Genomic DNA, 24,575 nt, shown 5'->3' with positions numbered 1-24,575 from the left:
GTGACGTCCGGGGACGCGCCGCACCCGGGTCCCGCGGGGGTCCGTGCGCTCCCCCGCCAGGATTCGGGGGAGAAGGGACGCCGGGCGGGTGGACCGGGAGAGCCGAGCGTCTCGAAACTACCGGAATCCCGGGGCGATCGGGGTCTCGATCCGGCGTCGGACCCGGTCTCAGCCGGCGGAGTCGGCGACGGCGACGTGCTGCGCGTCGTTCTCCGCGCGGCGGTAGTGCCGGTTGCGGACCGAGAGGATGCTGCCGCCGATGAGCGCGGCGAGGAACGAGCCCGCGAGCACGCCCACCTTCACGTGGTCGTCGGACTCGCTGCCGGCGCCGTAGGAGAGCTCGCCGACCAGGAGCGAGACGGTGAAGCCGATACCGGCGACGAAGGCCATGCCGAGGACGTCGATCCAGCGGATCGTCGGGTCGAGCGAGATGCCGCGGAAGCGGGTCAGGAGGAAGGTGCTGCCGGTGATGCCGATCGCCTTGCCGAGGACGAGTCCGGCGATGATGCCCACGGCGATGGAGTCCTGGAACGACGCGATCAGGCCCGAGACGCCGCCGACGGTGACCCCGGCGGAGAAGAAGGCGAAGACGGGGACGGCGAACGCGGTCGAGAGGACGCTCCACCGGTCGGCGAAGTGGGCGGCGAGGCCGTCGTAGAGCGGCTTCCCGGCCTGGTCGGTGCCGACCTGCACGCGCGCGCGCTTCGTGGCGACGACCGGGACGACGAAGCCCAGCAGCACTCCGGCGACGGTCGCGTGGATCCCGGAGGCGTGCACGAGCGCCCAGGTCGCGACACCCAGCGGGATGAGCACCCACCAGGCGCGGACGCCGCGCTGCACGCAGACGGCGAAGACCGCGAGCGGGATCAGGGCGAGCAGCAGCATCAGCACGTCGATGCCGGCGGTGTAGAAGACGGCGATGATCGTGATCGCGATCAGGTCGTCGACGACCGCGAGGGTCAGGAGGAACGTGCGCAGAGCGGGCGGCAGGAACTTCCCGACGACGGCGATGACGGCGACGGCGAAGGCGATGTCGGTCGCAGCCGGGATCGCCCAGCCGTCCAGCGCCGCTCCGCCGCGCGGGAGGTTGATCGCGACGAAGATCAGCGCGGGGACGACCACGCCGCCGGCCGCGGCGACGATCGGCACGACGGCGGTGCGCGGATCGCGCAGCTTGCCGGCGACGAACTCCTCCTTGAGCTCGAGGCCCACGACGAAGAAGAAGATCGCGAGCAGACCGTCGGCGGCCCAGGAGCCGACGGAGAGGTCCAGGTGCAGCGCCTCCGGGCCGAAGCGGAAGTCGCGGACTGTCTCGTAGAGGCCGGAGGCGGGGCTGTTGGCGATGATCAGGGCGAGCAGGGTCGCGCTCAGGAGGAGGGCTCCGCCTGTCGTGTCCTTCTGCAGGGTCTGGCGGAGTCCGCGCCAGATCGAGTGCGGGGCCTGGTCGGCGGGCAGGGGGTGATGCGGCATGAGTGCTCCGGTCGGAGGAAGAGGGGACGCGGGGACGCGCGACCGCAGGCTCCTTCGGAGGGACGGTCGCGGGTCAGGCGCGCGGCGGCGGGCAGCCGGCGATCTCGCCGTGCGCGTTCGTGCCCCAGAGGCTCATCCAGCCGTTGGTCCCCGAGGTGCGCTTGGTCAGCAGCAGCCGCGTGGGGAACGCCGCCGGCACCGCGGCGCGGGCGCGCGCGGAGCGGACGACAGGAGGAATCACCCGGTCAGGGTAGCGGAGCCCGCTGGGCGGGGGCAGGGACGCCGACGACGGGCCGCCCCGTGATCGAGGCCGGATCGTTACCGAGAGAGCGCTCTCCTGAGACGTACGCTGGCCAGACGCAGCTGGGGGGCTCCTCCCCTCGTCGCACCATCACTCAACGAGGAGGAACCATGCGGTCATCCCTGCACCGTCGTCTCACCCTTCCGGTCGCCGTTCTCGCGGCCGCCGGTCTCGCGCTCGCGGGCTGCTCCAGCAGCAGCGACCCCAACGACCCGAACGCCGGCGGCGGCGCGAGCTCCGGCGGCGCCGCGGGCGACGGCTCGGTCACCGTCTACGGCACGATCAACGGCGACGAGGCGACCCTGCTCGAGGAGTCCTGGGCGGACTGGGAGGAGGAGTCGGGGATCGAGATCGACTACACCGGCGACAAGGGCTTCGAGCAGCAGATCGGCATCAAGGTCCAGGGCGGCGACGTCCCGGACCTCGCGATCTTCCCGCAGCCGGGACTCCTCGCCGACACGGTCGCCTCGGGCAAGGTGAAGGAGCTGCCCGAGGGCGCTCTGGCGAACGTGAAGCAGAACTGGTCGGAGGACTGGCAGAAGTACGGCCAGGTCGACGGCACCCAGTACGGCGCTCCGCTGATGGCGAGCGTCAAGGGCTACGTCTGGTACTCCCCGGCCAAGTTCGCGGAGTGGGGCGTCTCGGTCCCGACGACCTGGGACGAGATGGAGGCGCTGGGGACGACCATCGCCGAGAAGTCCGGCGGACCGTCCTGGTGCGCGGGCTTCGCCTCCGACGCCGCGTCGGGCTGGCCGGGCACGGACTGGATCGAGGACGCCGTCCTCCGCGAGGCCGGCCCGGACGTCTACGACTCCTGGGTCGCGGGCGACACCCCGTTCACCGACCCGGAGATCAAGGCCGCGTTCGACCGGGTCGGCTCGATCCTGCTCGACCCGACGCTCGTCAACGCGGGCTACGGCGACGTGTCCTCGATCAACTCCACGGCCTTCGGCGACGTCGCGCAGAACGTCGCGAACGGCTCCTGCGCGCTGACCCACCAGGCGTCCTTCTTCGAGGGCTTCATCACCGGCGCCGACGCCACGGTGGCGGAGGACGGCGACGTCTGGGCGTTCCTCACCCCGCCGATCGCCGCGGACGACGACCAGGCCGTCACCGGTGGTGGCGAGTTCGTCGCCGCGTTCTCCGACGACGAGGACACCGCGAAGGTCCAGGAGTACCTCGCCAGCGCCGACTGGGCCAACAGCCGCGTCTCGCTCGGCGGCGTCATCTCGGCGAACACGGGTCTCGACCCGGAGAACGCGAGCAGTGACGTGCTGAAGGACTCGATCGCGATCCTGCAGGACCCGAACACGACCTTCCGCTTCGACGCCTCCGACCTGATGCCCAAGGCCGTCGGCTCCGACAGCTTCTTCAAGGGCATCGTGGACTGGATCGACGGCTCGAGCACCGACCAGGTCCTCGACACCATCCAGGCGGGTTACACCTCGTAGCGCGCATGCTGATCGAGCAGCCCGCGCAGCGGGCGTATCGAGATCCACCGTCTCCAGCAGGGCGGGTCTCGATACGCCGCGTCCCGCGGCTACTCGACCAGCATGGAACCGCGCAGATCGGGTCACCCGCCCAGCTCACGCTGATCGAGTAGCCCGCGGAGAACATGCTGATCGAGTAGCCCGCGCAGCGGGCGTATCGAGATCCACCGCCTCCAGCAGGGTGGGTCTCGATACCCCGCCTCCCGCGGCTACCCGACCAGCATGGAACCGCCCGGAAGCTCGCGCAGCGTCCCTCCGCTTGCTGGTCGCGCGGCGGGCCTCAGCAGGTGGCCGCCGGGTAAGGGGCTCTCGTCGTGGACGTCGCGGGGGCGCCGCCGACCGTGGCGGTGCTGGTCACCGTCGCCGTTCCGGCCGGCATGCTCGTCGCGCGGACGGTGAAGGCGGCGCTGGCACTCGAGCCGGGCGCGACCTTCGGGAACGACTTCGTGCCGTGGCTGGTCGCGACCTGCAGGTCGGCCGGGACCGTCGCATCGTTGCGGGCGCTGACGGTCAGCACGACCTTGCCGGCGACGCAGCGGCTCGACGCGGTGACGGTCGTCGGCAGTGCCGGCGCGATCGACACCGTGGTGGGCGTGCCGACGGCGACGGGCGCGATGGTGACCTTGTCGATGTTCGGGGCGTACGCCGTGGCGTTCCCGAGGACGATCGGCGCGGTCCCGGTGGTCAGCGTCAGGGGGATGGTGCGCTCCCAGAAGCTGTTCCACGAGATCGTGTAGCGGAAGTAGGCGCTGCCGACAGTGCCGGCGACCCCCTTCTCCGTCACGTCGATCCGGCGGTCGACGACCTGCGGGTTGTAGTCGTGGCGGCCGCTGAGCTCGGCGTTGGAGTAGGTCACCGAGAGGTCGTAGGCGCCGGCGGTGTCGAAGCCCGAGGCCCGCGCGATCTCGAGGGTGTTGGCCGCGCCGTTGCCGACGAAGCCGACGTACTGCCCGCCCGACACGTTGGAGCCGGTGCTCGCGGCGAGCGAGGCGTTCGCCGCCGCACCCGTCTTCGTCGCGTTCTCGGCCTCGATCGTCGTCGCGGCGGAGTCGGAGTCGGCGGCGCGGGTCGTCGTCACGGTGCTGAGCAGCACGCCGGCGGTGGAGTGCAGCTCGATCTCGTTGATGCCCTCGACGAGGTGCAGTCGGGTGGTCGAGGACCAGAGTCCGGCCGATCCGGCGCTGACGGTGCTGACCTTGCGGCCGTTGACGGACACGTCGATGCTCGACGCTCCGCTCGTGCGGTAGTCGAGCGCGACGTCGTAGTAGCCGGTCTTCCACGCGTTGGCGTAGACGTCGGCGCGCTGCTGGCCGGCGATGCTCGCGAAGCCGCGCGCACCCGCCGTGTCGTAGACGACCTCGGCTCCTCCCGTGTAGCGCAGGGTCGAGGCCGGGTACACGGTCTTCTCGCCGTCGGTGACGTCGGTGAGGAGGAATTTGTCGAGGGTGATGTCGGCGTTCGGGAGCACCGTCGTGCCGTTCTCGCTGGCGCGCAGCGAGAGGGTGTGCTGGCCGGCGGTCAGCTCGACGGTCACCTCGGCGCTGCCGCGGTACTGCCACTTCTGCGTGTTCGTCAGGGCGAGGTCGGCGGTGTACTGCACGAGCTGGTTCTTCGCGCCGTCGACGAAGAGGGCGTGGCGCCCGGGGACGCCGGGCGTCGATCCGATCACCTGGAAGCGGTAGCTGCCGGTGCGCGGGACGGTGACGGTCCAGTCGGCCTTCGAGGAGGCGTTGTTGAACGATCCGACGTCGCGCCCGCCGGAGGCGAGGAACTTCCAACCGCCGCCGTCGGTGGGGTTCTGCGTGTAGGCCTGGGCGCCGGTGAGCGCCGTGTCCTCGGCCTCGATGCTGGTCTGCCAGCTCGCGGTGGTGCTGACGACGCGGTCCTGGGCGGGAGTGATGACCACCTGGTAGGCGGCGTAGCGGTCGTAGCTCGGGATCGCGAGATCGAGCGAGCCGACGGCGAGGGCCGCTCCGTCGACGGCGGCGATCACGCGCGGCGTGCCGTGCACGCCCTGCGCGCCGGAGAGGGTCGCCTCGCGGACCTCGACGTCCACGGTCGAGCCGAAGACGGCCGGATCGAGCCCGTCGAGATCGAGGGCGACGTTCTGCGCGCCCGAACCGCCGTAGAGGACGGTCGCGCGCTTGTTCACCGCGTCGACCGCGCCGATGCCCTGCAGGGTGTCGGCGGTGTTCAGCTTCGGGGGCGTGACCGCGACGGTCTTCGAGCCGTCGAGGTCGCCGTACCACTTGAACATCCACCAGCCGGCGTTCGCCGCGTTGGGGCGGGCGCTGTTGTCGGAGAGGTTGCCGGCGTAGTTCCAGTAGGCGACCTGCGCGTCGACCTTCTCGTCCTCGAACATCGCGAGCCACTGGATCAGCTGGCCGGGCGTGCCCATGTCGCGCAGCATCCCGTACTCGGTGATGTTGATCGGGATGTCGGCGATCCCGCGGGCGTCCTCGAGGGCGCGGTAGTCCTCCAGGTGCGAGCGGAAGGTGGCGAGATTGTCGATGCCGAGCTCGTGCCAGATCATGACCTGCGGGAGCGTGCCGGTGGACTTCGCGTAGTCGAGGAAGTCCGCGGTGCGATCGGCGTGATAGGAGGCGTCGCCGGGTCCGCCGACGCGCGCGGTGCCCAGGCCGTGGCGGGCGTAGACCTTCTGGATGACGTCGTACGAGGCCTTCCAGTCGGCGAGGAAGGTGTCCTTCAGCGCACCCCAGTCGTTGTACCAGTTGCCGCCGTCCGGCTCGTTGAACGGGATGTGCACGTAGTCCTGCGGGCGGTCCGACTTCGTGGCGACCGCCTCGGTGACGAACTCGACGATCTCGAGGTAGTCCCACACTCCGTTCGGCGTGTTCGTGTACGTGCCGGTCGCTTGGTCGTAGGTGCGGGTGTCGCCCGGGCGCTGACCGCCGTTGTAGGCCCAGTCGGGGTAGTAGTCCTGCGTGTAGATGTACATGTCCTCGCCGTGCTCGGCGAAGAAGCCGTCCTCGACCTTGAGGGCGTCACCGCTCGGGTGCTGGGTGCCGAACGGCGCCTTCTGCGAGGTGTTGGTGATGTGCGCTCCGTCGATGAGCGCCTGCGTGGGCGCTCCTTCGTCGCCGAAGCCGTAGAGGGTGCCGGTCGCACCGCCGCGGAAATCACCGGTGGACCGCGAGAAGTCCACGGCGAGGGTCTCGGAGCTGCCCGCCGCGCTCGCGGGGGCGGCGACCGCGACGAGGCCGAATCCGCTGAGGGCGACGCCGATCGCGGCGGCGCAGGCCAGTGCTCTGGAGGCTTTCATCATCGAATGCTCTTCCTGTGGGAGGGGACGGCGAGGCGCCGCTGCCAGCACGATAGCGATTTCAGACTCGGCGAGCCAGAGAATTCTGAAATCGGTATCGCATGTCCATGCGTCCTCAGCGATAACGGTTTCATCTCGCCCTTGCGCTCAACTGAAATCGGTATCAGTATCAGTCGAGCTTCCACCGGGAGCGAGCCCTTCCCACTCCACGACGACAAGGAGCCCCTGTGCCGAACGACCTGACCTGGGGAGACCCCGAGGACCTGCAGCTGACGTTCGCCTGCGACGCCGATGCTCCGTTCCGGCTGGTCGCGCTGACGGCCCGCGGTGTCGCGCTCCGGGCGACGCACGTCGCTCCGTTCTTCGAGATCACCACCGTCGCCGCCGGTCACGCCCCGGCGAGCAGCCGGCTGACCCACTCGCAGCTCGGCACCGCACTGCGCTACGTCTCGCACCGCGAGAGCGTCGTCGACGGCCTCGACGTGCTGGAGGTCACGGCTGAGGCGCCGGGACTGGTCGCGACCGCCGTGCTCCGGAGGGTGCCCGGCGTCGCCGCCGTCACCTCCGAGGTCGTCGTCCGCGCGGTCGAGCGGCAGGTGCTGCGCTCAGTCGTCTCCTGGAGCTGCGACCCGGGCGCCACCGTGAATGACGCGGCGGTGTCCGGCAAGGAGTCCTTCGCCCGCTGGTCGCTGCTGCGCGGCCGGAACGACTGGCTCGGCGAGGGCCGCTGGAGCAGCACGCCGCTGCGCGAGGCCGGCCTGGTCGCCCTCCGCGAGGACATCACCGGGCACGACCCGCGCGGCGCGGTCGGCGCGGTCTCGACGGGCAGCTGGTCCACGGGAGAGCAGCTCCCGGTCGCCGGCCTCCACGCCCCCGACGCCGCCCTCCTCTGGCAGATCGAGCACAACGGCGCCTGGCGCTGGGAGGTCGGCGAGGACATCGACGGCGGCTCGATCGCCCTCTCCGGCCCGACCGACCTCGACCACGGCTGGCTCTGCGTGCTCGAGCCGGGCGAGGAGTTCCGCTCCGTTCCCGTCACGGTCGCCGTCGGCGCCGACACCACGGCCGCCGCGGACGCGCTCACCCTCAGCCGCCGGGCCCGGCGCCGCGCGCACCCGGACAACGCGGCGATGCCCGTCGTCTTCAACGACTACATGAACACCCTCGACGGCGACCCGACCACCGCGAAGCTGCTGCCGCTGATCGACGCCGCGGCCGCCGCGGGCGCCGAGATCTTCTGCATCGACGCCGGCTGGTACGACGACAGCGGGGTCGCCGGCGGCTGGTGGAGCAGCGTCGGCGCCTGGCAGCCCTCCACGGTCCGCTTCCCGGACGGCCTCTGCGAGGTGATCGAGCGGATCCGCGCCCGCGGTCTGGTGCCGGGGCTGTGGCTGGAGCCCGAGGTCATCGGCGTGGACAGCCCCCTCGCCGGCGAGCTGCCGGACGACGCGTTCCTGCAGCGCGCCGGCGCCCGGATCGAGGAGCACGAGCGGTTCCACCTCGACCTGCGCCACCCCGCGGCGCGCGCGCACCTCGACGCGACCGTCGACCGGCTGATCGCCGACTTCGGCATCGGCTTCTTCAAGCTCGACTACAACATCGACGCCGGCCCCGGCACCGACCGCGGCGCCGACTCGATCGGCGCGGGCCTGCTCGGCCACAACCGTGCCTACCTCGCCTGGCTCGACGGCGTGCTCGACCGGCACCCGACCCTGGTGATCGAGAGCTGCTCCTCGGGCGCGATGCGGCAGGACTGGGCCGTGATGTCCCGCCTGCAGATGCAGTCGACCTCCGACCAGCAGGACTTCCGCCGCTACCCGCCGATCGCGGCCGCCGCGCCGATGATGCTCCTGCCGGAGCAGGCCGCCAGCTGGGCGTACCCGCAGGCCGACATGGACGACGAGGAGATCGCGTTCTGCCTCGTCACCGGGCTCCTCGGCCGGTTCTACCTCTCGGGCTACCTCAATCGGATGTCCGACCCGCAGCTCGCCCTGGTCCACGAGGCCGTCGCCGCGGCGAAGGCGCTCCGCGGCGCGATCGCCTCCTCCTCGCCGCGCTGGCCGCTCGAGCTGCCGGGCTGGACGGACGACGCGGTCGCCCTGGCGCTGCGGACCGAGGACGAGCACCTGGTCTCGGTCTGGCGCCGCAGCGGCAGCGACGACGTCGTGCTGCACGTCCCGGAGCTGCGCGGACAGGACGTCGACGTCTCGGTCGTGTTCCCGGTCGCGCTGACGGCCTGGCCCCTCGAGTGGGAGCCCAGCACTGCCCGCCTCACCGTCCGGCCCACCGGCTCCGGTCCCTCCGCCCGCACCTTCCGCCTGTCCCTCCGCACCACCTGACCCCCTGCCGGCTCCACCCGTTCCGGTACACCCTCTCCACACAGAGAAAGCTCGAGTATTTCGATGAAGAAGTCACTCCTCAGCGCGGCCGTCCTGACGGCGGCCTCCGCCCTGCTCCTCGCCGGCTGCAGCGACCCCGGGGCCGGCGGCGGCACCGCGGGCGGCGACGCCGCACCCGCCTCCTGGCCCGCCCAGGACACCGACCTGTCCGGCACCGACCTCACCATCTGGGCCGCGCAGAACTCCAACACCGTCCCGGAGTCGGTCATCGAGGGCTTCGAGGAGCTCACCGGCGCCAGCGTCGACGTCGAGACCATCCCGGACCCCTACGAGCAGGGCGTGCAGACCAAGGTCGCCACCGGCGACAAGCCCGACCTCGCCTTCTGGCAGCCCACCGCCTCGCAGCTCACCGCACTCAACGCCTCCACGAACCTGCAGAGCCTCGACGGAGCGCCCTGGCTCGAGGACGTCGACCCCTCGCTGAAGGACATCACCGGCCTGCTCGACGACACCCGCTACGCCGCGCTGGTCACCACCCCCGCGGTCGAGGGCGTCTACTACAACAAGAAGGTCTTCGAGGCGAACGGGATCACCGAGACGCCGACCGACTGGGATTCGTTCCTCGCGACGGCACGCCAGCTCAAGACCGCCGGCGAGACCCCGTTCTTCGAGATGGGCGCCGACCGCTGGGCCACCCAGTGGTGGGTGCAGGTGCAGCTCGCCGACGCCGCGAAGGACGGCCTCTGGGACCGCGTGAACTCGGGTGAGGAGAAGTTCACCGACCCGACCATCCAGGGCACGATCGACACCTACAAGGGCCTGATCGACGAGGGCCTCTTCAACGAGGACATCACGACCGCCACCTTCGAGGACCAGGGCGCGGCCCTCCTCGCCGGCGACGCCGCGATGGTCGTCCAGGTCAACTCGTTCTTCGGCCAGCTGCAGTCGCTGTCCGACACCGCGACGCTCAACGACACCATCGGCTTCTTCCCGATCTCGCCCTCGGGCAACGTCGGCACCTTCATCCCGGACCAGTCGAACGCGCTCGTCGCCTTCGCGACCGGAGACGAGAAGAAGGAGGCGGCCTCGCGCCAGCTCCTCTCCTACTGGCTCGGCGACGGCTACTCGGACTTCGTCACCGCGCAGGACACCATCTCGCTCCAGCCGTCGGTCACCACGCCCGACACAGTGCCCACCGCCCTCGTCTCGGTCAGCGACTCCGTCGGCGACTCGGTCGGCTCGATGCAGGCCCAGGCGATCGCGAACCCCGACCTGTACATCTACCTCGCCGACATGATCCAGGGCACCAAGACCCCGGAGCAGGTCGCGCAGGCGACGCAGGACCAGTTCGCGCAGCTCGCGAAGGCGCAGGGCGCCACCGGCTTCTAGCCGCTCGACACCGGGGCCCGGCCACGACGGCGGGCCCCGGACCCTCCCGCGCACGACCCCCTCTCTCGAAAGGCAGTGCCCCGCGTGTCCACCACCCGAGCAGCCGCGCCACCCCGGGTCCTCGCCCGCGCCGTGAAGACCGGCGGCATGCCGAGCGGACGCCGCTCCGACCACCCGCTGGTCTTCCTCGTGCCGGCCCTGCTGGTCCTGATCGTCTTCTTCTTCGTGCCGACGGTGTTCAACTTCGTCTACGCCTTCACCGACTGGTCCAGCTTCAAGGCCGCCATCGGCTTCGTCGGCGTCGCGAACTTCGTCGACCTCTTCCAGAGCGGCACGCTGATCCAGGCGCTGCGGGTGACGCTGGTCTACGCGGTGCTCGTCGCGGTCTTCCAGAACGTCTTCGGCCTGATCCTCGCGCTGCTGCTCGAGAGGGACACCCGGGTCAACCGCTTCGCCCGGGTGATGTTCTTCATCCCGGTGATCATGTCCGCCCTCGCGGTCGGCTACGTCTTCCAGGCGCTGCTCAAGCCGGACGGCGCGCTGAACGGGATCCTCTCCTTCGTCTCCGGACAGCCGGTCTCGATCGCCTGGCTCGGGGACACCACCTGGACGATCGTCGTCGTCGCGCTGATCCACTCCTGGAAGTGGATGGGCCTGTCGATGCTGATCTACCTGGCCGGGCTCAAGACGATCTCCGGCGACGTGCTCGAGGCCGCGCGCCTGGACGGCTCCTCCTGGTGGCAGACCTTCCGCGACATCCGCTTCCCGCTGATCGCGCCGGCGCTGACCTTCAACGTCGCCACCGCGCTGCTCGGCTCGATGAACGGCTTCGACATCGTCCAGGCCACCACCGAAGGCGGCCCCGGCGGCACGACCGAGCTGCTCAACATCTTCATCTTCCGCACCTTCGGCCAGGGCCTGTTCGCCCAGGCGACCACGATGAGCCTGATCCTCTTCGTGACCGTCGCCGTCCTCGCCTTCCCCGTCATCCGCACCCTGCGCCGTCGAGAGGACGTCCTGTGAGCACCGTCATCGAGCGACCGGTCACGTCCACTCCCGCTGCCCCGGAGTCGCGGGTCCGCCGCTCCCGCCGCCCGCTGCTGCAGCCGATCGCCGCCCTCGCCGCCGTCGCCCTCCTGCTCGGCGTGCCGTTCTGGCTGATCATCAGCACCGCCGGGAAGACGCAGGCCGAGGCGCTGAACCCCAACCTCGCCGCGCCCTCGCAGTGGCAGCTGCTCGAGAACTTCGCGACCGTCTTCACCGACGGCCGCATGGTCCCCGCGTTCCTCGGCAGCGTCCTCGTGATGGTGCCCTCGGTGCTCGGCGTGCTCGTGCTCGGCTCGATGGCCGCCTGGATCCTCGGCCGCCGCACCGGTCGCGGCATGGCCGTCGTCTACGCGCTCGCCATCAGCGGCATCGTCCTGCCGCCCGCGGTGGTCACCGTGGTGCTGCTGCTGCGCCAGCTCGGGCTCGCCGGCACCGCTATCGGCATGGTCGGCGTGTACATGGGGATGTACCTCTCCACCGTGATCTTCTTCGTCACCGGCTTCGTCCGCACCATCCCGGCGGAGCTGGAGGAGGCGGCCCGCGTCGACGGCGCGCGGCCGATCCGGGTGTTCTTCACGATCATCCTGCCGCTGCTGATGCCGGTGCTCGCGACCGCGACGATCCTGATCTGCCTCTACATCTGGAACGACGTCTTCTACGCGCTCTTCGTGGTCGGCGGCCGGCTCGACACCCTGCCGCTGAACCTCTACCAGGTGGCCAGCGCCGGGCTCTACCTGCAGAACTGGCACCTGATCTTCTCCTATATCATCCTGATGAGCCTGCCCCTGCTCCTGGTGTTCGTCTTCGCGCAGCGCAAGATCATCTCCGGCATCACGAGCGGCGCGGTGAAGTGACCACCGCCGGAGCCCGCGGCACCGAGCCGGTCGCCCTCGCTCCGTCGTGGCTCGCCGGGCACTTGCAGGACGGTCGAGGACGGAAGCGGGACGGCGTGACGCGCGACAAGGCGACGAGGGCACCGGTCATCGCCGACGTCGCCCGCCTCGCCGGCGTCTCGGTGCCGACCGTGTCGCGGGTGCTGACCGGCGCCGCGCGGGTCGCCCCCGACAAGCGCGAGCGGGTGCTCGCGGCCATCGCGGAGCTCAACTACCGGCCCAGCGCCGTCGCCCGGAACCTCGTGACCCGGCGCTCGCGCACCATCGCCGTCGTCGCCGGCAACACCTCGCAGTACGGCTACGCCGAGGCGATCCGCGGCATCGAGGAGGAGGCGCGAGCCGGCGGCTGGACCGTCACCATCACCGTCGTCGAGTCGGCCGACCCGGAGCATGTCGAGCGGGCGCTCTCCTCGGTGCTCGACCAGAGCCCCGACGGGATCGTGGTCCTCAAGTTCGACCCGCCCGGTGTGGCCGTGCTCGCGGCGATCCCGGAGACCGTGCCGGTCGTCGCGCTCTCGGGGGTCCGCGGGCGGCGGCCGCAGGCGGTGCTCGACGAGCTCCGCGCGGCCCAGGCGCTGACCGAGCACCTGCTCGAGCTGGGGCACGCGACGGTGCACCACATCCGCATCCCGCCGTCGCGACGCGAGGACGGCCGCACCACCGGCTGGCGCCGCGCACTGAAGGCCGCGGGAGTCGCCACGGCGCCGACTCCGCTCGAGGCGACCTGGGAGCCCGAGTCCGGGCGGCTGCTCGCCGCTCGGCTGGTCGAGGACCCGAGCGTCACCGCCGTCTTCTGCGGCAACGACGAGATCGCGATGGGCGTGATCAAGGGCATCACCGAGGCCGGGCTGCGCGTCCCCGAGGACATCAGCGTCGTCGGCTTCGACGACCACCCGCTCGCCCGGATGTGGACACCCGCCCTGACCACCGTCCGCCAGGACTTCGCCGGCCTCGGCCGCCGCGGCTTCGGCCTGCTCCTCACCGCGATGGAGGGCCGCACGGGCGCCGCCTTCTCCTCCGAGCTCCCCGAGCTCGTCCTCCGCGAGAGCACCGCGACCCCGCGCCCGAGCGCCTGAGCACCTGAGCGCCTGAGCGCCTGAGCGCCTGAGCGCCTGAGCGCAATCTGCCCTGCCCGGTGATCGGACAGACCGCGGAGTGGGGCCCCGGCATGCTGATCGAGCAGCCCGCTCAGCGGGCGCATCGAGATCCGGCGTGTCCAGCAGGGTGGGTCTCGATACGCCGTCTCCGGCGGCTACTCGACCAGCATGAGGCGCAGCGGCGCGAGCGAGTGGACTTGGAACGGGCTCCGGCCCAGCCGCAGGGCCCGGCGCGCGTCCACTCGCGCGAGCCGACCTCGCCGAACGGACGCGCACAGGGGCCTGCTCGACACTCGAGACCCGTCGCAGGTCCACTGGAGGATGCTCGCTGATCGAGTCGCCCGCGCAACGGGCGCATCGAGATCCGGCACGTCCAGCCGAGTGGGTCTCGGCCCCTTCCCTGCCGTGCCGCGCCATCGCGCAGACAGTGCGGACCGTCGCTTCACTACGGTGACCGCATGGTTCCCCGAGGCCGCTCCCGCAAGGCGACGACGTTGGCACTGAAGACCGGACCGTCCGCGGACGACACCCACGAGATCGTCTACTTCCGACGACACCGAGAAGACGATCCGTCCGAGTGCGCGCCGGGCAAGGAAGCGCTCGACGGCTTTCCCCCCAAGGTCCGGGCGACGATGCGCGCCGTTCTCGTGGCAGTGGCTGCAGCGCCGCCGAAGCGGTTCTCCGGCGGCGGGTACTGGGAGGCGATGCACGGCGACATGACCGGCTGGTTCGAGGTGCGGGTGGACGGCCCGCACCGTACTCACCACCGACTGTTCTGCCTGCTCGACTACGGTGCCGACGATGGCGGGAAGCCCCTCCTCGTGGTCGTCGACGGCCGAAGCAAGCCCTTCAGGACGATAGTGAGCGCGTCCGACTACAGAGACGTCCGGAGTCTGGGTGACGAGTACCGGTCACGCCGACCGAGGTCGGTGATCTGACGTCATCGCGTCGAGGCCAGCAGGGGCTCGGTGATCCGCTGCCGCTCCTCCGACTCCATCGGCACGAGCGCCACCTTCATCCCCAGCGCCGCCGCGATCTCGGCGAGGGTGCCGAGCGTGGGATTCGCGGACGAGGACGAGAAGAGCCGGCGGACGACCGACGGGTCGGCACCGATCGCTCGCGCGAGCGCGGCCTTGGACAGGTGCGCGGTCTCGCGAAGGTCGTCGAGCTGACTCACGACCGCGTCGAGCGTGGCTACCCGGATCGACTCCGCCGCGTAGGCACGCGCGAACTCGGGGTCGTTCAGGTCGGTCTGCAGGTCCTGCCAGAACTGGTTCGCCATCGGCCGAGCGTAACATATACGACACGTTCACAGCCGTCCGGCGGGACGCCAGGGCATGTCCAGCAGGGTGGGTCTCGATACGCCGCCTGCGGCGGCTGCTCGGCCGGCAAGGAAGGGGCACGCCGGCTGCTACTCGGCCGGCGTGCGCCGGGTCACTCGAAGAGGGAGAGGGTGAGGGTGGAGCTGTAGTCGCCGGCGTCGACGGTGGTGGGGGTCTTGAGGGTCAGGGCCGCGTTCGCGGTCCAGGAGCCCTCCTCGGCGACGCCCGCGCTGTCGTTGGTGATGGCGAGGAGCTCCTGGTCGACGAGGCCGACTCCGTCGAGGCCGCCGTCGATGGCGGTGTCGACGACGTCGCCCTCGGCGACCAGGCCGGAGTCGCCGCCGTCGATCAGGTTCGGCGCCCAGCCGAGGTTCTCCGCGCCGATGGTGTCGCCGGTCGACGAGGTGAAGTCGCTCGCGGTGCCGAGCACGTACCAGCCGGCGCCGGCCGGGATGTCGGCGGCGTCGCGGGTGTCCGTCACCGTCACGGTCGGCAGGGTGCCGGTGAACTGGCGGACCACGCTGGTGGAGCCGCTCTCGGTCAGCGCGGTGGCGTCGCTCGCGACCGTCATCGACAGCGAGCCGGGCGTGGTGAGCGGCGCGATCTGCACGTTGACGTCGACGTCGTCGGCGCCCTGCTGCTCGTCGGCGAAGGCGGTGCCGGCGACGCCGAGCAGGAGCAGGCCCCCGGCGATGCTGGCAGCGATGCCGGCGGCGCCGCGCGTGAGGAGGGGGCGAATCCGTGTGGAGCGGGTGGTCATGGCGGGGTCTCTCCGTTCTCCGGTCGGCACCGTCGCCGACTCGTGTCGCGCACTCCGACTCCCGAATCGATCAGTATCGATCATGAAGGAACCCTCGGTCGCGCTGCCGAGCACACTACCCCGCGGTGCGTCCGCACGGAAAGACCCTGCTCGCACGCTGCTTCGCGCCGTTGCGCCCGGGAAAGCCCTCGGTTACGGTGACCACAGCCATCGCTCTCTGCCTGTCCTGAAATGATCGGATGTGGCGGATCGCTCATCCCATTCGACTCGACGACGAGGCGCAACCATGCTCAACCGCTCCCCCTGGCACGCTCGAGGCTCGCAGCCCGAGCCCTCCTCCCGCCGCAGAAGGGAGGGCAGGGGACGCGGCCTCGTCGCGGCAACGGCGCTCGGCGCCCTGCTCGCCTCCGGACTCGCGCAGGCCGCACCGGCGCAGGCGGCCCCCTCCGACGTCCAGGCCGTGACCGTCACCGCGGCCGACGTCGCCGCCGCGGCCGAGAGCGTCAACGCGCTGACCTTCAAGGGCTTCGGCATCCTCTCCGCGAACTCGACCAGCGGGCTGCTGCTCGACTACAAGTCGCAGCACCCCGAGAAGTACTGGGAGCTGATCGAGACGCTCTTCGGCGGCGAGCACCCGATCATGACCACCATCAAGATCGAGATGGGCAACGACCGCAACACCTCGACCGGTCCGAACGTCGCGACGATGCGCTCCCGCGACGAGTACCCGAACGTGCAGCGCGAGCCCGGCTTCCAGCTGGCGGCGGACGCGCAGAAGGTCGCCGAGGGAGACGTGCACGTCAGCATCCTGCGCTGGAGCCGCCCGACCTGGGTGACCAGCGACGAGGACCAGTACATCTGGTTCAAGAACACGGTCCTGGCGGCGGAGCGCGAGTACGGGATCATGGTCGACTCGATCAACCCGGACACCAACGAGACCTCCAGCCCGAACGCGGCGCTCTACAAGAAGTTCTCCACCTGGCTGCGGACGGATACGAAGGGCTACGAGGGCGCGAGCGCCGAGGACCCGAGCAACGGCTTCGCCTCGGCGGACGAGGGCGAGCGCTACCGCGCGATCCGCACGGTCGCGGCGGACACCGTCGGCACTCCCCCGACCTCCTTCGGCGACCAGCTGAACTCGACCACCGACCCGTCGCTCCGCGACGCCGTCGACGTCGTCGGCTTCCACTACGCCACCTCGGACGACGCGAACGGGAACCTCAAGAGGTTCGCGCAGACCTACGACAAGGAGATCTGGAACTCCGAGGGCCAGGCGACCTTCTCCAACTCCGCGGATCGCCCGAACAACACCAACCCCGACGGCCAGGGCGGCACCGGGACCGAGTTCGGCGGCACCAACAGCGCCCTCGAGATGAGCAACTGGGTCACCTCCGGCTTCGCGAAGTCGCTCCGGACCCTGAACATCTTCCAGCCGGCGATCGGTTCGTTCTACGACGGCTTCCAGTACTCCTCGAAGGAGCTGGTCAGCGCCCGCGACCCGTGGTCGGGCTGGCTCTACTACGACGGCGGCCTGGCCGCGGTCGAGCAGTACACGCAGTTCGCGCAGCTCGGCTGGGAGAACGAGGACAACACCGCGGGCGTCTGGCGCGGCATCCCGCAGGCCTCCGGCAGCGCGCTCGGCGGCGGCAACCCGCCCAGCGGCGCCTCGACCGGCGCGGTGTCGTACACGACGCTCGCCGCTCCCGACGGCTCGGACTTCTCGACCGTGATCGTCAACGACAGCCCGTTCGAGAAGACCTACGCGCTCTCGGCGAAGGACCTCGACCTGGGCGCCGACCGCACGATGGAGGTCTGGGAGACCCGCGCGGCCGACGCCGGCGAGGCCTACGACGCGAACTACGTCGTGCCCGTGTCGGAGCTGACCGCCCAGGACGGCACGTACACGGTGACGGTGAAGCCCTGGTCGACGGCGACCGCGACCACGCTCGACCACGCGGCGAGCGCCGGCGGTGTCCTCACTCCACGCGAGGGCTACGGCTCGACCCTGCCGACCGCGCCCGAGTACACCGACGCCGACGGCGGCCGCGACGTGCTCGACACCGATGCGAGCGGCGACGTCAACGGCGTCACCACCGACTCCGTCCTCTACGCGGACGACTTCGACTACGCCGACGCCGCGGACATCCGCTCCTACGACCCGGCGACCGGCGCGCTCGGCGACTCGGGCGAGTCCTTCCTCGACAGCCGCGGCGCGAAGGCGAAGCCCGCCGGCACCCCCGCGGTGCAGCCGGAGGACGACGGCGCGATCCCGCGCTACACGAACGACACCAACGGCGCCTTCGAGTCCGTGGCGACCGCCGATGCGGCGCGCGACCGCGTGCTGCGCCAGCAAGTCGGCCCGGGCATGAACGGCTCGGCCTGGAACAGCGGCGACCCGAAGACGACGATCGGCGACTACCGCTGGGCGAACTACCGCGCCTCGGTCGACGTGCTGTTCGAGAACGGCGGCACCCCGTACGCGACCCTGGGCGCGCGCGAGCAGGGCGGGACGGCGAACGGCCAGAACGTCTCCGCGGCCGAGCTGCGGGTCGACGCGACGGGGGCCTGGAGCCTGCTGCGCTACGGCACCTCCGTCGCGTCCGGCACCGCCTCCGCCACTCCCGGCACGGCGTTCCGCACCGGCACCGGAGTGTGGAACCGGATCTCCGTGCAGGTGGCGGGCGACCGCTACACCGCCTTCCTCAACGGCGTGCAGGTCGCCGCGTACACCGACCCGGCGCCGCAGGCCGCGGGGCGCGTGCAGCTCGGCTCCGCCTTCACCTTCACGCAGTTCGACGACCTGGTCGTCGAGCAGGTGCCCGGCTTCACTCCCTACTACTCCACCGTCGTCGACGGCATGCACCAGACCAGCTGGAGCGACAGCAGCACTCCGGTGCTGGAGTTCGACGAGCAGTGGACGCACGTCAACGGCCAGGGCATGTTCGAGTGGCAGCGCACGGCCTCCAAGAGCACCGGGAAGGGCGCGGCGCTGACCTACTCCTTCACCGGGACCGGACTCGACGTCCTCGGCAGCAACACCGGGGCCGCGACGCTGAACGTGACCGTGGACGGCGTCCGGGTGGCGACGAACGCGCCGACCTGGGCCGCGGGCAGCGAGCGCACGGCGTTCCAGCTCCGCGGTCTCGCTGACGGCGCGCACACGGTGGTGCTGGAGACGGCGAACGACGGCGCGCTGAACGTCGACGCGGTCGGCGTGGTCGTCGCGAACGCCGACTCGTCCGCCGTCGACACCACCGCCCTCGCGGCGGCGCTGGCCACGGCCGAGCGCTTCGTCGAGGCGGAGTGGAGCGCCTCCTCGTGGGCCCCGTTCGCGAGCGTCGTCGGTTCTGCGCGGTCGGCGCTGGCCGACCCGGCCGGCTACGGACTCGACGCGGAGGGGGCCGCCGCTCTGGTGGCGCGCCTCAGCCGGACCGCTGCGGAGCTCGTGCCCGAGGGCGTGAGCACCGACGTCCGCGACCTCGGCCTGATCGCCGGGACCGCCTCCGCCGGACTGCCGAAGACCCTGACCCTCGAGGGCGCAGACCGCGCCGTCACCTGGGACGCGGGCGCCGCGCAGGCCCTCGCGGGGACGGCCGAGCTCGGCACGGTGCGGCTGACCGGCCGGACCACCGAGAAGGTCGCCTCGACCGGCGTGTTCCAGCGCTTCTCGGTGCCGCTGCTCGTCACTCCCGCCGACCTGCGCTACTTCGTCGACTCGGGGTCGAGCGGAGCCGCCGCCGGATCCGCCTACGCGGCCGTGAAGGCGAGCCAGCCGGGCGTCCTCAACGACGCCGCCGACCGCAAGTGGGACGGCGTCTCCGCGGGCAGCACCTGGGGGTACTCGACCACGTCCACGGGCGCCGTCGTCCCGGGCAGCCCGGCGGACTGGAGCTCCTCGTACGTGCCGGCCGACTTCGGCAAGCCCGTCGTGACGCACCTGACGCTGCCCGCCGGGACCTACGACGTCGTCGCCGTGCAGGCGCCGCGACCCGGTCTGACGACCAACGTCGTCTCGACCGTGACCGCGGCCGGCACGACGAAGCGCGCCACCGCGGTCTCGACCGGGGCGGCCACCCCGGTCCGCCAGCAGGTGACCCTCGCGGCGCCGGGCGTCGTCGACGTGTCCTTCGGGACCGACGGGACGAGCGGCTACAACGCGCGGCTCGCCCTGGTCTACGTCCAGAGCGTCACCCGCGACCTCGGCTACCAGGGCGCGCTCACCGCGAGCGCGGCGCTGCCGACCACGCTGACCGTCGACGGGGCCTCGAGCGGCGTCACTTGGGACGCGGACTCCGCGGCGCAGACCCGCAGCGACTATGCGCCGGTGACCCTGCGCGGGACGCTCGCGAACGGCGCGAAGGTGACCGCGCGCTACGAGGTCGTGCCCGAGGGGCTCGTCTACTACATCGATTCCGGTACCGCGGCGACGTCCTCGCCGCAGTACGGCGCGGTGCAGGCGGCCGTCCCGTCGCTGCTCAACGCCGTGTCGGACCGGGCCTCGACCGCCGCCGACCAGTGGGGCTTCGCGCCCGAGGGCATGAAGGTGAAGTCCGGGACGGACGTGAACGACAAGTTCTCGACCGGCCTCTACCAGGACACCACCCAGCTGATCTACCGACTGCCGCTGGCCGCCGGGACCTACACGCTGACGGGCGGGTTCACCGAGTGGTGGAACCTCAGCCGGACGATGAACCACACCGTCTCGGCCGGTGGCGTGGAGCTGGCCAAGGGCAGCATCCCGCTCTCGGGCACGAACACGCCGCTGACCGGTGCGCTGACCTTCACGCTCGACGCGGCGACCACGGTGGAGTACCGGGTCACCAACGAGGGCGCGGGCGGCGAGAAGCCGGTGATCTCGTGGCTCGGAGTCGCGGCGGTCGCCCCCGCCGCCCCGGCGCTGCCGGACCTGGACGTGACGGTGCAGAGCCGGTGCGTCGCGGGCAAGGTGCAGCTCGGGGTCACCGCGGTCAACACGGCCGATGTGCCCGTGGGGATCACGATGACGACGCCGTACGGCGAGAAGGCGTTCACCGCCGTCGCGCCGGGGAAGAGCGCGTTCCACTCCTTCACCACCCGGGCCAAGACGGTTCCGGCCGACGCCGTCGATCTGACCGTGACGGGCACGGTCGACGGGGAGGACGTGACGCGCGAGCAGAGCGAGGAGTACCCGGCCGCGAGCTGCTGACGCCGACACCGCTGACGCCGCTGACCTGCGGTCGCCGACGCCGCCCCGCCTTCCGGTGGGGCGGCGTCGGCGTTCCCGGCTTGCTCCTGCCGCAGCGTCATGTGGTCTGCTCGATGCACGTCCTGTTCCCCCGCTCCGAGAGGTCAGCCATGCCGTCGTTCCCGACCCCGCCCCGAGAGGTCCTGATCGGCGACGCCGCGGCGTTCGTCGGCATCACGCCGCGGGCGATCCGCCACTACCACCGGCTGGGGCTGCTGCCCGAGCGCGAGCGGGGCGCCGACGGGCGGCGGCGGTACGGCTACGAGGAGATCATCCGGCTGCTCTGGATCCGGCGAACGGCCGACGCGGGGATCGCGCTCGACGACATCCGCGACGCCTTCGACGGCGCTGCGCCGAGTCGTGTGGAGGGCGCTGGCGGGGCGGACGAGGTCGCCGGCGTCCTCGCACGGCTGGAGGCTGCGCTCGCCGAGCAGGAGGCCGAGCTGCAGCGGAAGCGGGCGGCGGTGCAGCGCATGCGGAGCCTCGGCTCCCGGTTGGGGCTGCTGGACGATCTCGTGTCCGGCCGCCTCGAGGGCGCGCCCGAGGGATCGCTGCGCCAGGACGACCTGGACACTCTGCTGGTCACCGAGCGGGTCTTCGGTCCGCTGGGCGCCGCCGTGCAGGCCGGCCGCTTCGTCGCGCTGGCCGCCGATCCGGCGCTGCGAGCGGAGTCCGACCGCGTCGACGCCGCAGAGGAGGCGCTGGACGACACGGTCGCCGTCGACGACCCCCGGGTGGCGCAGGTGGCGGCGGAGCGGCACGCCTTCGAGACCGCGCTGATGCGCGCCTGCGAGGAGGCCGGCCAGCTGGAGGAGGACGACGCGCTCTTCGAGGCGTGGGACGAGCGGCACCCGCCGGCCGACGACGGCGGTGCGGACGACGGCGGCGCGACCGCGAGTGCGCGCGCCAGGAGCGCGGCGGAGGTCGTCCGGAGCATGCCCTACGACTTCTCGCCGGCGCGCCTGCGCTGCATGGAGCTGGCGGTGCGGCTCGGCGCGGAGGAGGCCCCGGTGCCCTGACCGCCCGGGGTCGGCCTCGCACCCTCATGCTGGTCGAGCAGCCCGCAGGTGCGACGCGGCACACGACGCGGACCGACGCCCCCCTCATGCTGGTCGAGTAGCCCGCAGGGCGTATCGAGACCCACGCGATCAGGCATCGTTCCGCCGGCGTACGAACGGTGGTGGATCTCGATACGCCCGCGCCGCGGGCTACTCGATCAGCATGGAGGGCCTGCGCCGCGGGCTGCTCGATCAGCATGCAATGGCGCGGGCACACGACGTGGAGGCCACCCCCTCATGCTGGTCGAGTAGCCCGGAGGGCGTATCGAGACCCACGCGATCAGGCATCGTTCCGCCGGCGTTCGAACGGTGGTGGATCTCGATACGCCCGCTCCGCGGGCTACTCGATCAGCATGGAGGGCCTGCGCCGCGGGCTGCTCGATCAGCATGGAGGGAACGCGCCGCGGGCTACTCGATCAGCATGGAGCGGGGCCGGGGTCAGGCGCGGGCCGCGGCGAGGACGGCGCCGAGGCGGGCGAGCTGGGCCGGGTCCTCGAGGGCGGAGCCGACAGCGGCGACGCGGACGCCGGCGGCGAGGAAGTCGGAGACGTTGGCGGCGTCGAGGCCGCCGGTGGCGACGAAGCGGATGCCGGGGAAGGGGCCGCGGATGTGCTTGAACCAGCCGGCGCCGAGCCAGGTGGCGGGGAAGGCCTTCAGCCAGGTGAGGCCGAGCGAGGCGGCGAGCTGCACCTCCGAGGGGGTCGCGACTCCGGGCAGCAGCGGGAGGTCGACGGCGCCGGCGGCGGCGAGGATGCGCTGGTCGAGGCCCGGTGAGACGAGGTAGCCGGCGCCGGCCTCGCGGGCGAGCGCGACCTGCTCGGGGCGGACGATCGTACCCGCTCCGACGGTCTTGCCGCGCTCGGCGCCCAGACGCGCGACCTCGCGGAGGGCGACCTCGTCCTCCGCGGTCTGCAGCGGCACCTCGACCGAGTCGATGCCGAGGTCCCAGGCGGTCGTCGCGAGGGCGATCGAGCGCTCCACGCCCATCCCGCGCAGGATCGCCATCAGCGGGGCGCCCGCGAAGACCTCGTCGAAGGGGCTCTCGGTCGGGCTCGCGGTCGGGCTCGCAGTCGGGGTGGTCGCGGGGGTGGTGGTGAACGCGGTCATCGTCGTGCCGTTCTCTCGTCGAGGGAGTCGCCCGCCACGGCGAGGGTGAGGGCGGCGCGGTCGTGGCCGCGGCGCAGGCGTGCGCCGAGGTCGGCGCCCTGGAGGAGTGCGGACAGGTAGCCGCCGGCGAAGGCGTCGCCCGCTCCGACCGCGTCGAGCACCTCCACCTCGTGCGAGGGCTCGAAGACGGAGCCGGCAGCACCGACACCGGCATCGGCGCAGAACACCGTCGCGCCGATGTGGCCGTCCTTGACGACCAGCTCGCCGACGTCCGGGAACAGCGCGCGGACGTCCTCGGCGGTGCGGGTGCCCCACAGCGTCTCCGCCTCGTCGCGGCCGACGAAGACCACGTCGGCCAGGCGCACGAGCTCGGCGAGCACCGGCGCGGCGTCGGCCACGCTCCAGAGCGCGGCACGGTAGTTGACGTCGAGGCTCACCGGCACGCCGAGCTCGCGGGCGCGGAGGGCGGCGCGGCGGAGGAAGCGGTCGGCCGGCTCCGAGAGCGCCGCGGTGATCCCGGACAGGTGCAGCAGCGCCACGTCGTCGAACGGCGCGGCATCGGCGTCGGCGGTGTCGAGGTGCGCCGCGGCCGAGCCCGCCCGGTAGTAGGAGACGCCGCGGCCGGGGTCCTTCACGTAGACGCCGGTGGGATGCCCGGGGTCGCGGACGACGCGCGAGACGTCGATCCGCCGCTCCGCCAGCTGCCGCAGCACCCGCTCGCCGAGCGCGTCGGCGCCGAGCCGGCTGTGCCAGCGCACCGGAACGCCCAGCGCCGCCGCGTGCGCGAGCACGTTCGACTCCGCGCCGCCCGCGTCGACCAGGAAGTCGTCCGCGTCGGCGACCGACCCGCCGCAGGGCACCAGCACGGCCATGGTCTCCCCCATGGCCAGCAGCACCCCGCCGGCAGCGGATCCGGATGTCACGCCAGGTCCTTCACCGGCGCCGCATCCATGTCGTCGAACGCCTGGTTCTCGCCCGCCATCGCCCAGACGAAGGAGTAGGCGGCCGTGCCGACGCCGGAGTGCAGCGACCAGCTCGGCGAGAGGATCGCCTGGCGGTCGGCCACGACGAGGTGTCGGGTCTCCTGGCGCTCCCCCAGCAGGTGGATGACGCGGGCGTCCTCGGGCAGGTCGAAGTAGAGGTAGCACTCGGTGCGGCGGTCGTGGGTGTGCGCGGGCATGGTGTTCCACATCGAGCCCTCGTGCAGGGTCGTCACGCCCATCACGATCTGGCAGCTGCGCACGCCGTTCTCGTGGATGTACTGGTTGAGCGTGCGGCGGTTGCTCGTCGCCTGCTCGCCGAGCTCGCGGACGGTGCCCTCGCCGGGCGCGACGAGCACCGACGGGTACGTCGTGTGCGCGGGGGCGGAGAAGAGGTAGAACTGCGCGCCCGCGTCGCCCGCACCGTCGGCGTCCTCGAACGCCACCGCCTCGATCCCGCGGCCGAGGTACAGGCAGGCGCCCGAGACGAGCGTGTACGTCTCGCCGTCCGCGGTCACCGTGCCGGTGCCGCCGACGTTGACGATCCCCAGCTCGCGGTGCTCGAGGAAGGTGTCGCTCCGGATCTCCTCGTAGCCGGTCAGCTCGAGCCGCTGCCCCGCGGGGACGGCGCCGCCGAGCACGATGCGGTCGTGGTGCGTGTAGACCAGCGTGATCTCGCCGGCGACGAACACGTCGGGGACGAGGTACTCCCGGCGCAGGTCCTCGGTGCTCATGCCGGGGATCTGCGAGGGGTTGGTGGCGTAGCGCTGCTCCATGGGGAGACTCCTGTCGGGTCGGTTCTGGTCGGGTGGGTT

General features: G+C 71.7%; 17 protein-coding genes. 9 read left to right on the top strand and 8 right to left on the bottom strand.

The annotated features are described in order from the left end of the window. Nucleotides 1-168: 168 nt before the first annotated feature. On the bottom strand, nt 169-1,470 hold the full coding sequence (nhaA, locus tag GTU73_RS01420; RefSeq protein WP_160086325.1) for a Na+/H+ antiporter NhaA: 1,302 nt from the start codon (nt 1,468-1,470) through the stop codon (nt 169-171). A gap of 73 nt (nt 1,471-1,543) precedes the next feature. Continuing rightward, nucleotides 1,544-1,711, bottom strand: coding sequence for a hypothetical protein (locus GTU73_RS01415; protein WP_160086323.1), 168 nt, complete (start codon nt 1,709-1,711; stop codon nt 1,544-1,546). A 170-nt stretch (nt 1,712-1,881) separates the two neighbouring features. Between GTU73_RS01415 and GTU73_RS01410 the strand changes: the two genes are divergently transcribed. Beyond that, nucleotides 1,882-3,222: an ABC transporter substrate-binding protein gene (locus GTU73_RS01410; protein WP_160086321.1), complete on the top strand. Its 1,341-nt coding sequence runs from the start codon at nt 1,882-1,884 to the stop codon at nt 3,220-3,222. Between the two features lie 319 nt (nt 3,223-3,541). On the opposite strand, the gene GTU73_RS01405 is transcribed toward GTU73_RS01410, so the two are convergent. Continuing rightward, the gene (locus GTU73_RS01405) at nt 3,542-6,547 is read right to left on the bottom strand and encodes a CBM35 domain-containing protein (protein WP_244231730.1); all 3,006 of its coding nucleotides are present in this window, start codon (nt 6,545-6,547) and stop codon (nt 3,542-3,544) included. 224 nt (nt 6,548-6,771) lie between these two features. On the opposite strand from GTU73_RS01405, the gene GTU73_RS01400 reads away from it, so the two are divergent. The 6 genes from GTU73_RS01400 (at nt 6,772) to GTU73_RS01375 (ending at nt 14,247) form a co-directional block, all read left to right on the top strand. Then, entirely contained in the window at nt 6,772-8,883 is a 2,112-nt protein-coding gene (locus GTU73_RS01400) for a glycoside hydrolase family 36 protein (RefSeq protein WP_160086319.1), read from the top strand. A gap of 63 nt (nt 8,884-8,946) precedes the next feature. Beyond that, complete coding sequence (locus tag GTU73_RS01395; RefSeq protein WP_160086317.1) at nt 8,947-10,272, top strand: ABC transporter substrate-binding protein; 1,326 nt, start codon at nt 8,947-8,949, stop codon at nt 10,270-10,272. A gap of 84 nt (nt 10,273-10,356) precedes the next feature. Continuing rightward, nucleotides 10,357-11,295: a sugar ABC transporter permease gene (locus tag GTU73_RS01390; protein WP_244231729.1), complete on the top strand. Its 939-nt coding sequence runs from the start codon at nt 10,357-10,359 to the stop codon at nt 11,293-11,295. Then, the gene (locus tag GTU73_RS01385; RefSeq protein ID WP_244231728.1) at nt 11,292-12,173 is read left to right on the top strand and encodes a carbohydrate ABC transporter permease; all 882 of its coding nucleotides are present in this window, start codon (nt 11,292-11,294) and stop codon (nt 12,171-12,173) included. Before GTU73_RS01390 ends, GTU73_RS01385 begins: the two co-directional genes overlap by 4 nt. A 95-nt stretch (nt 12,174-12,268) precedes the next feature. Next, nucleotides 12,269-13,288, top strand: coding sequence for a LacI family DNA-binding transcriptional regulator (locus GTU73_RS01380; protein WP_160086315.1), 1,020 nt, complete (start codon nt 12,269-12,271; stop codon nt 13,286-13,288). A 515-nt stretch (nt 13,289-13,803) separates the two neighbouring features. After that, nucleotides 13,804-14,247 (top strand): hypothetical protein, encoded by a 444-nt coding sequence (locus GTU73_RS01375; RefSeq protein ID WP_208543712.1) that lies wholly within the window; start codon nt 13,804-13,806, stop codon nt 14,245-14,247. A 2-nt stretch (nt 14,248-14,249) separates the two neighbouring features. On the opposite strand, the gene GTU73_RS01370 is transcribed toward GTU73_RS01375, so the two are convergent. Continuing rightward, on the bottom strand, nt 14,250-14,591 hold the full coding sequence (locus tag GTU73_RS01370; protein ID WP_160086313.1) for a helix-turn-helix transcriptional regulator: 342 nt from the start codon (nt 14,589-14,591) through the stop codon (nt 14,250-14,252). A 152-nt stretch (nt 14,592-14,743) separates the two neighbouring features. Continuing rightward, complete coding sequence (locus GTU73_RS01365; RefSeq protein ID WP_160086311.1) at nt 14,744-15,391, bottom strand: hypothetical protein; 648 nt, start codon at nt 15,389-15,391, stop codon at nt 14,744-14,746. Between the two features lie 286 nt (nt 15,392-15,677). Here GTU73_RS01365 and GTU73_RS01360 point away from each other — a divergent pair, with 286 nt between their 5' ends. Both GTU73_RS01360 and GTU73_RS01355 read left to right on the top strand, forming a co-directional pair. Beyond that, entirely contained in the window at nt 15,678-20,576 is a 4,899-nt protein-coding gene (locus tag GTU73_RS01360) for a hypothetical protein (protein ID WP_160086309.1), read from the top strand. A 149-nt stretch (nt 20,577-20,725) separates the two neighbouring features. Continuing rightward, complete coding sequence (locus GTU73_RS01355) at nt 20,726-21,634, top strand: MerR family transcriptional regulator (RefSeq protein WP_160086307.1); 909 nt, start codon at nt 20,726-20,728, stop codon at nt 21,632-21,634. 477 nt (nt 21,635-22,111) lie between these two features. On the opposite strand, the gene GTU73_RS01350 is transcribed toward GTU73_RS01355, so the two are convergent. The 3 genes from GTU73_RS01350 to kduI are packed head-to-tail and all read right to left on the bottom strand — an operon-like array spanning nt 22,112 to nt 24,536. After that, nucleotides 22,112-22,780: a bifunctional 4-hydroxy-2-oxoglutarate aldolase/2-dehydro-3-deoxy-phosphogluconate aldolase gene (locus GTU73_RS01350; RefSeq protein ID WP_160086305.1), complete on the bottom strand. Its 669-nt coding sequence runs from the start codon at nt 22,778-22,780 to the stop codon at nt 22,112-22,114. Then, a complete protein-coding gene (locus GTU73_RS01345) occupies nt 22,777-23,703 on the bottom strand; it encodes a sugar kinase (protein ID WP_244231727.1) in 927 nt (308 codons plus the stop codon). Before GTU73_RS01345 ends, GTU73_RS01350 begins: the two co-directional genes overlap by 4 nt. After that, a complete protein-coding gene (kduI, locus tag GTU73_RS01340) occupies nt 23,700-24,536 on the bottom strand; it encodes a 5-dehydro-4-deoxy-D-glucuronate isomerase (RefSeq protein WP_160086303.1) in 837 nt (278 codons plus the stop codon). Before kduI ends, GTU73_RS01345 begins: the two co-directional genes overlap by 4 nt. Nucleotides 24,537-24,575: the final 39 nt, after the last annotated feature.

The organism is Rathayibacter sp. VKM Ac-2804 (assembly GCF_009866655.1).
Taxonomy (GTDB): Bacteria; Actinomycetota; Actinomycetes; order Actinomycetales; family Microbacteriaceae; genus Rathayibacter.
Note: the sequence above shows the minus strand (reverse complement) of the source record. Positions and strands in the feature narration are given on the sequence as shown.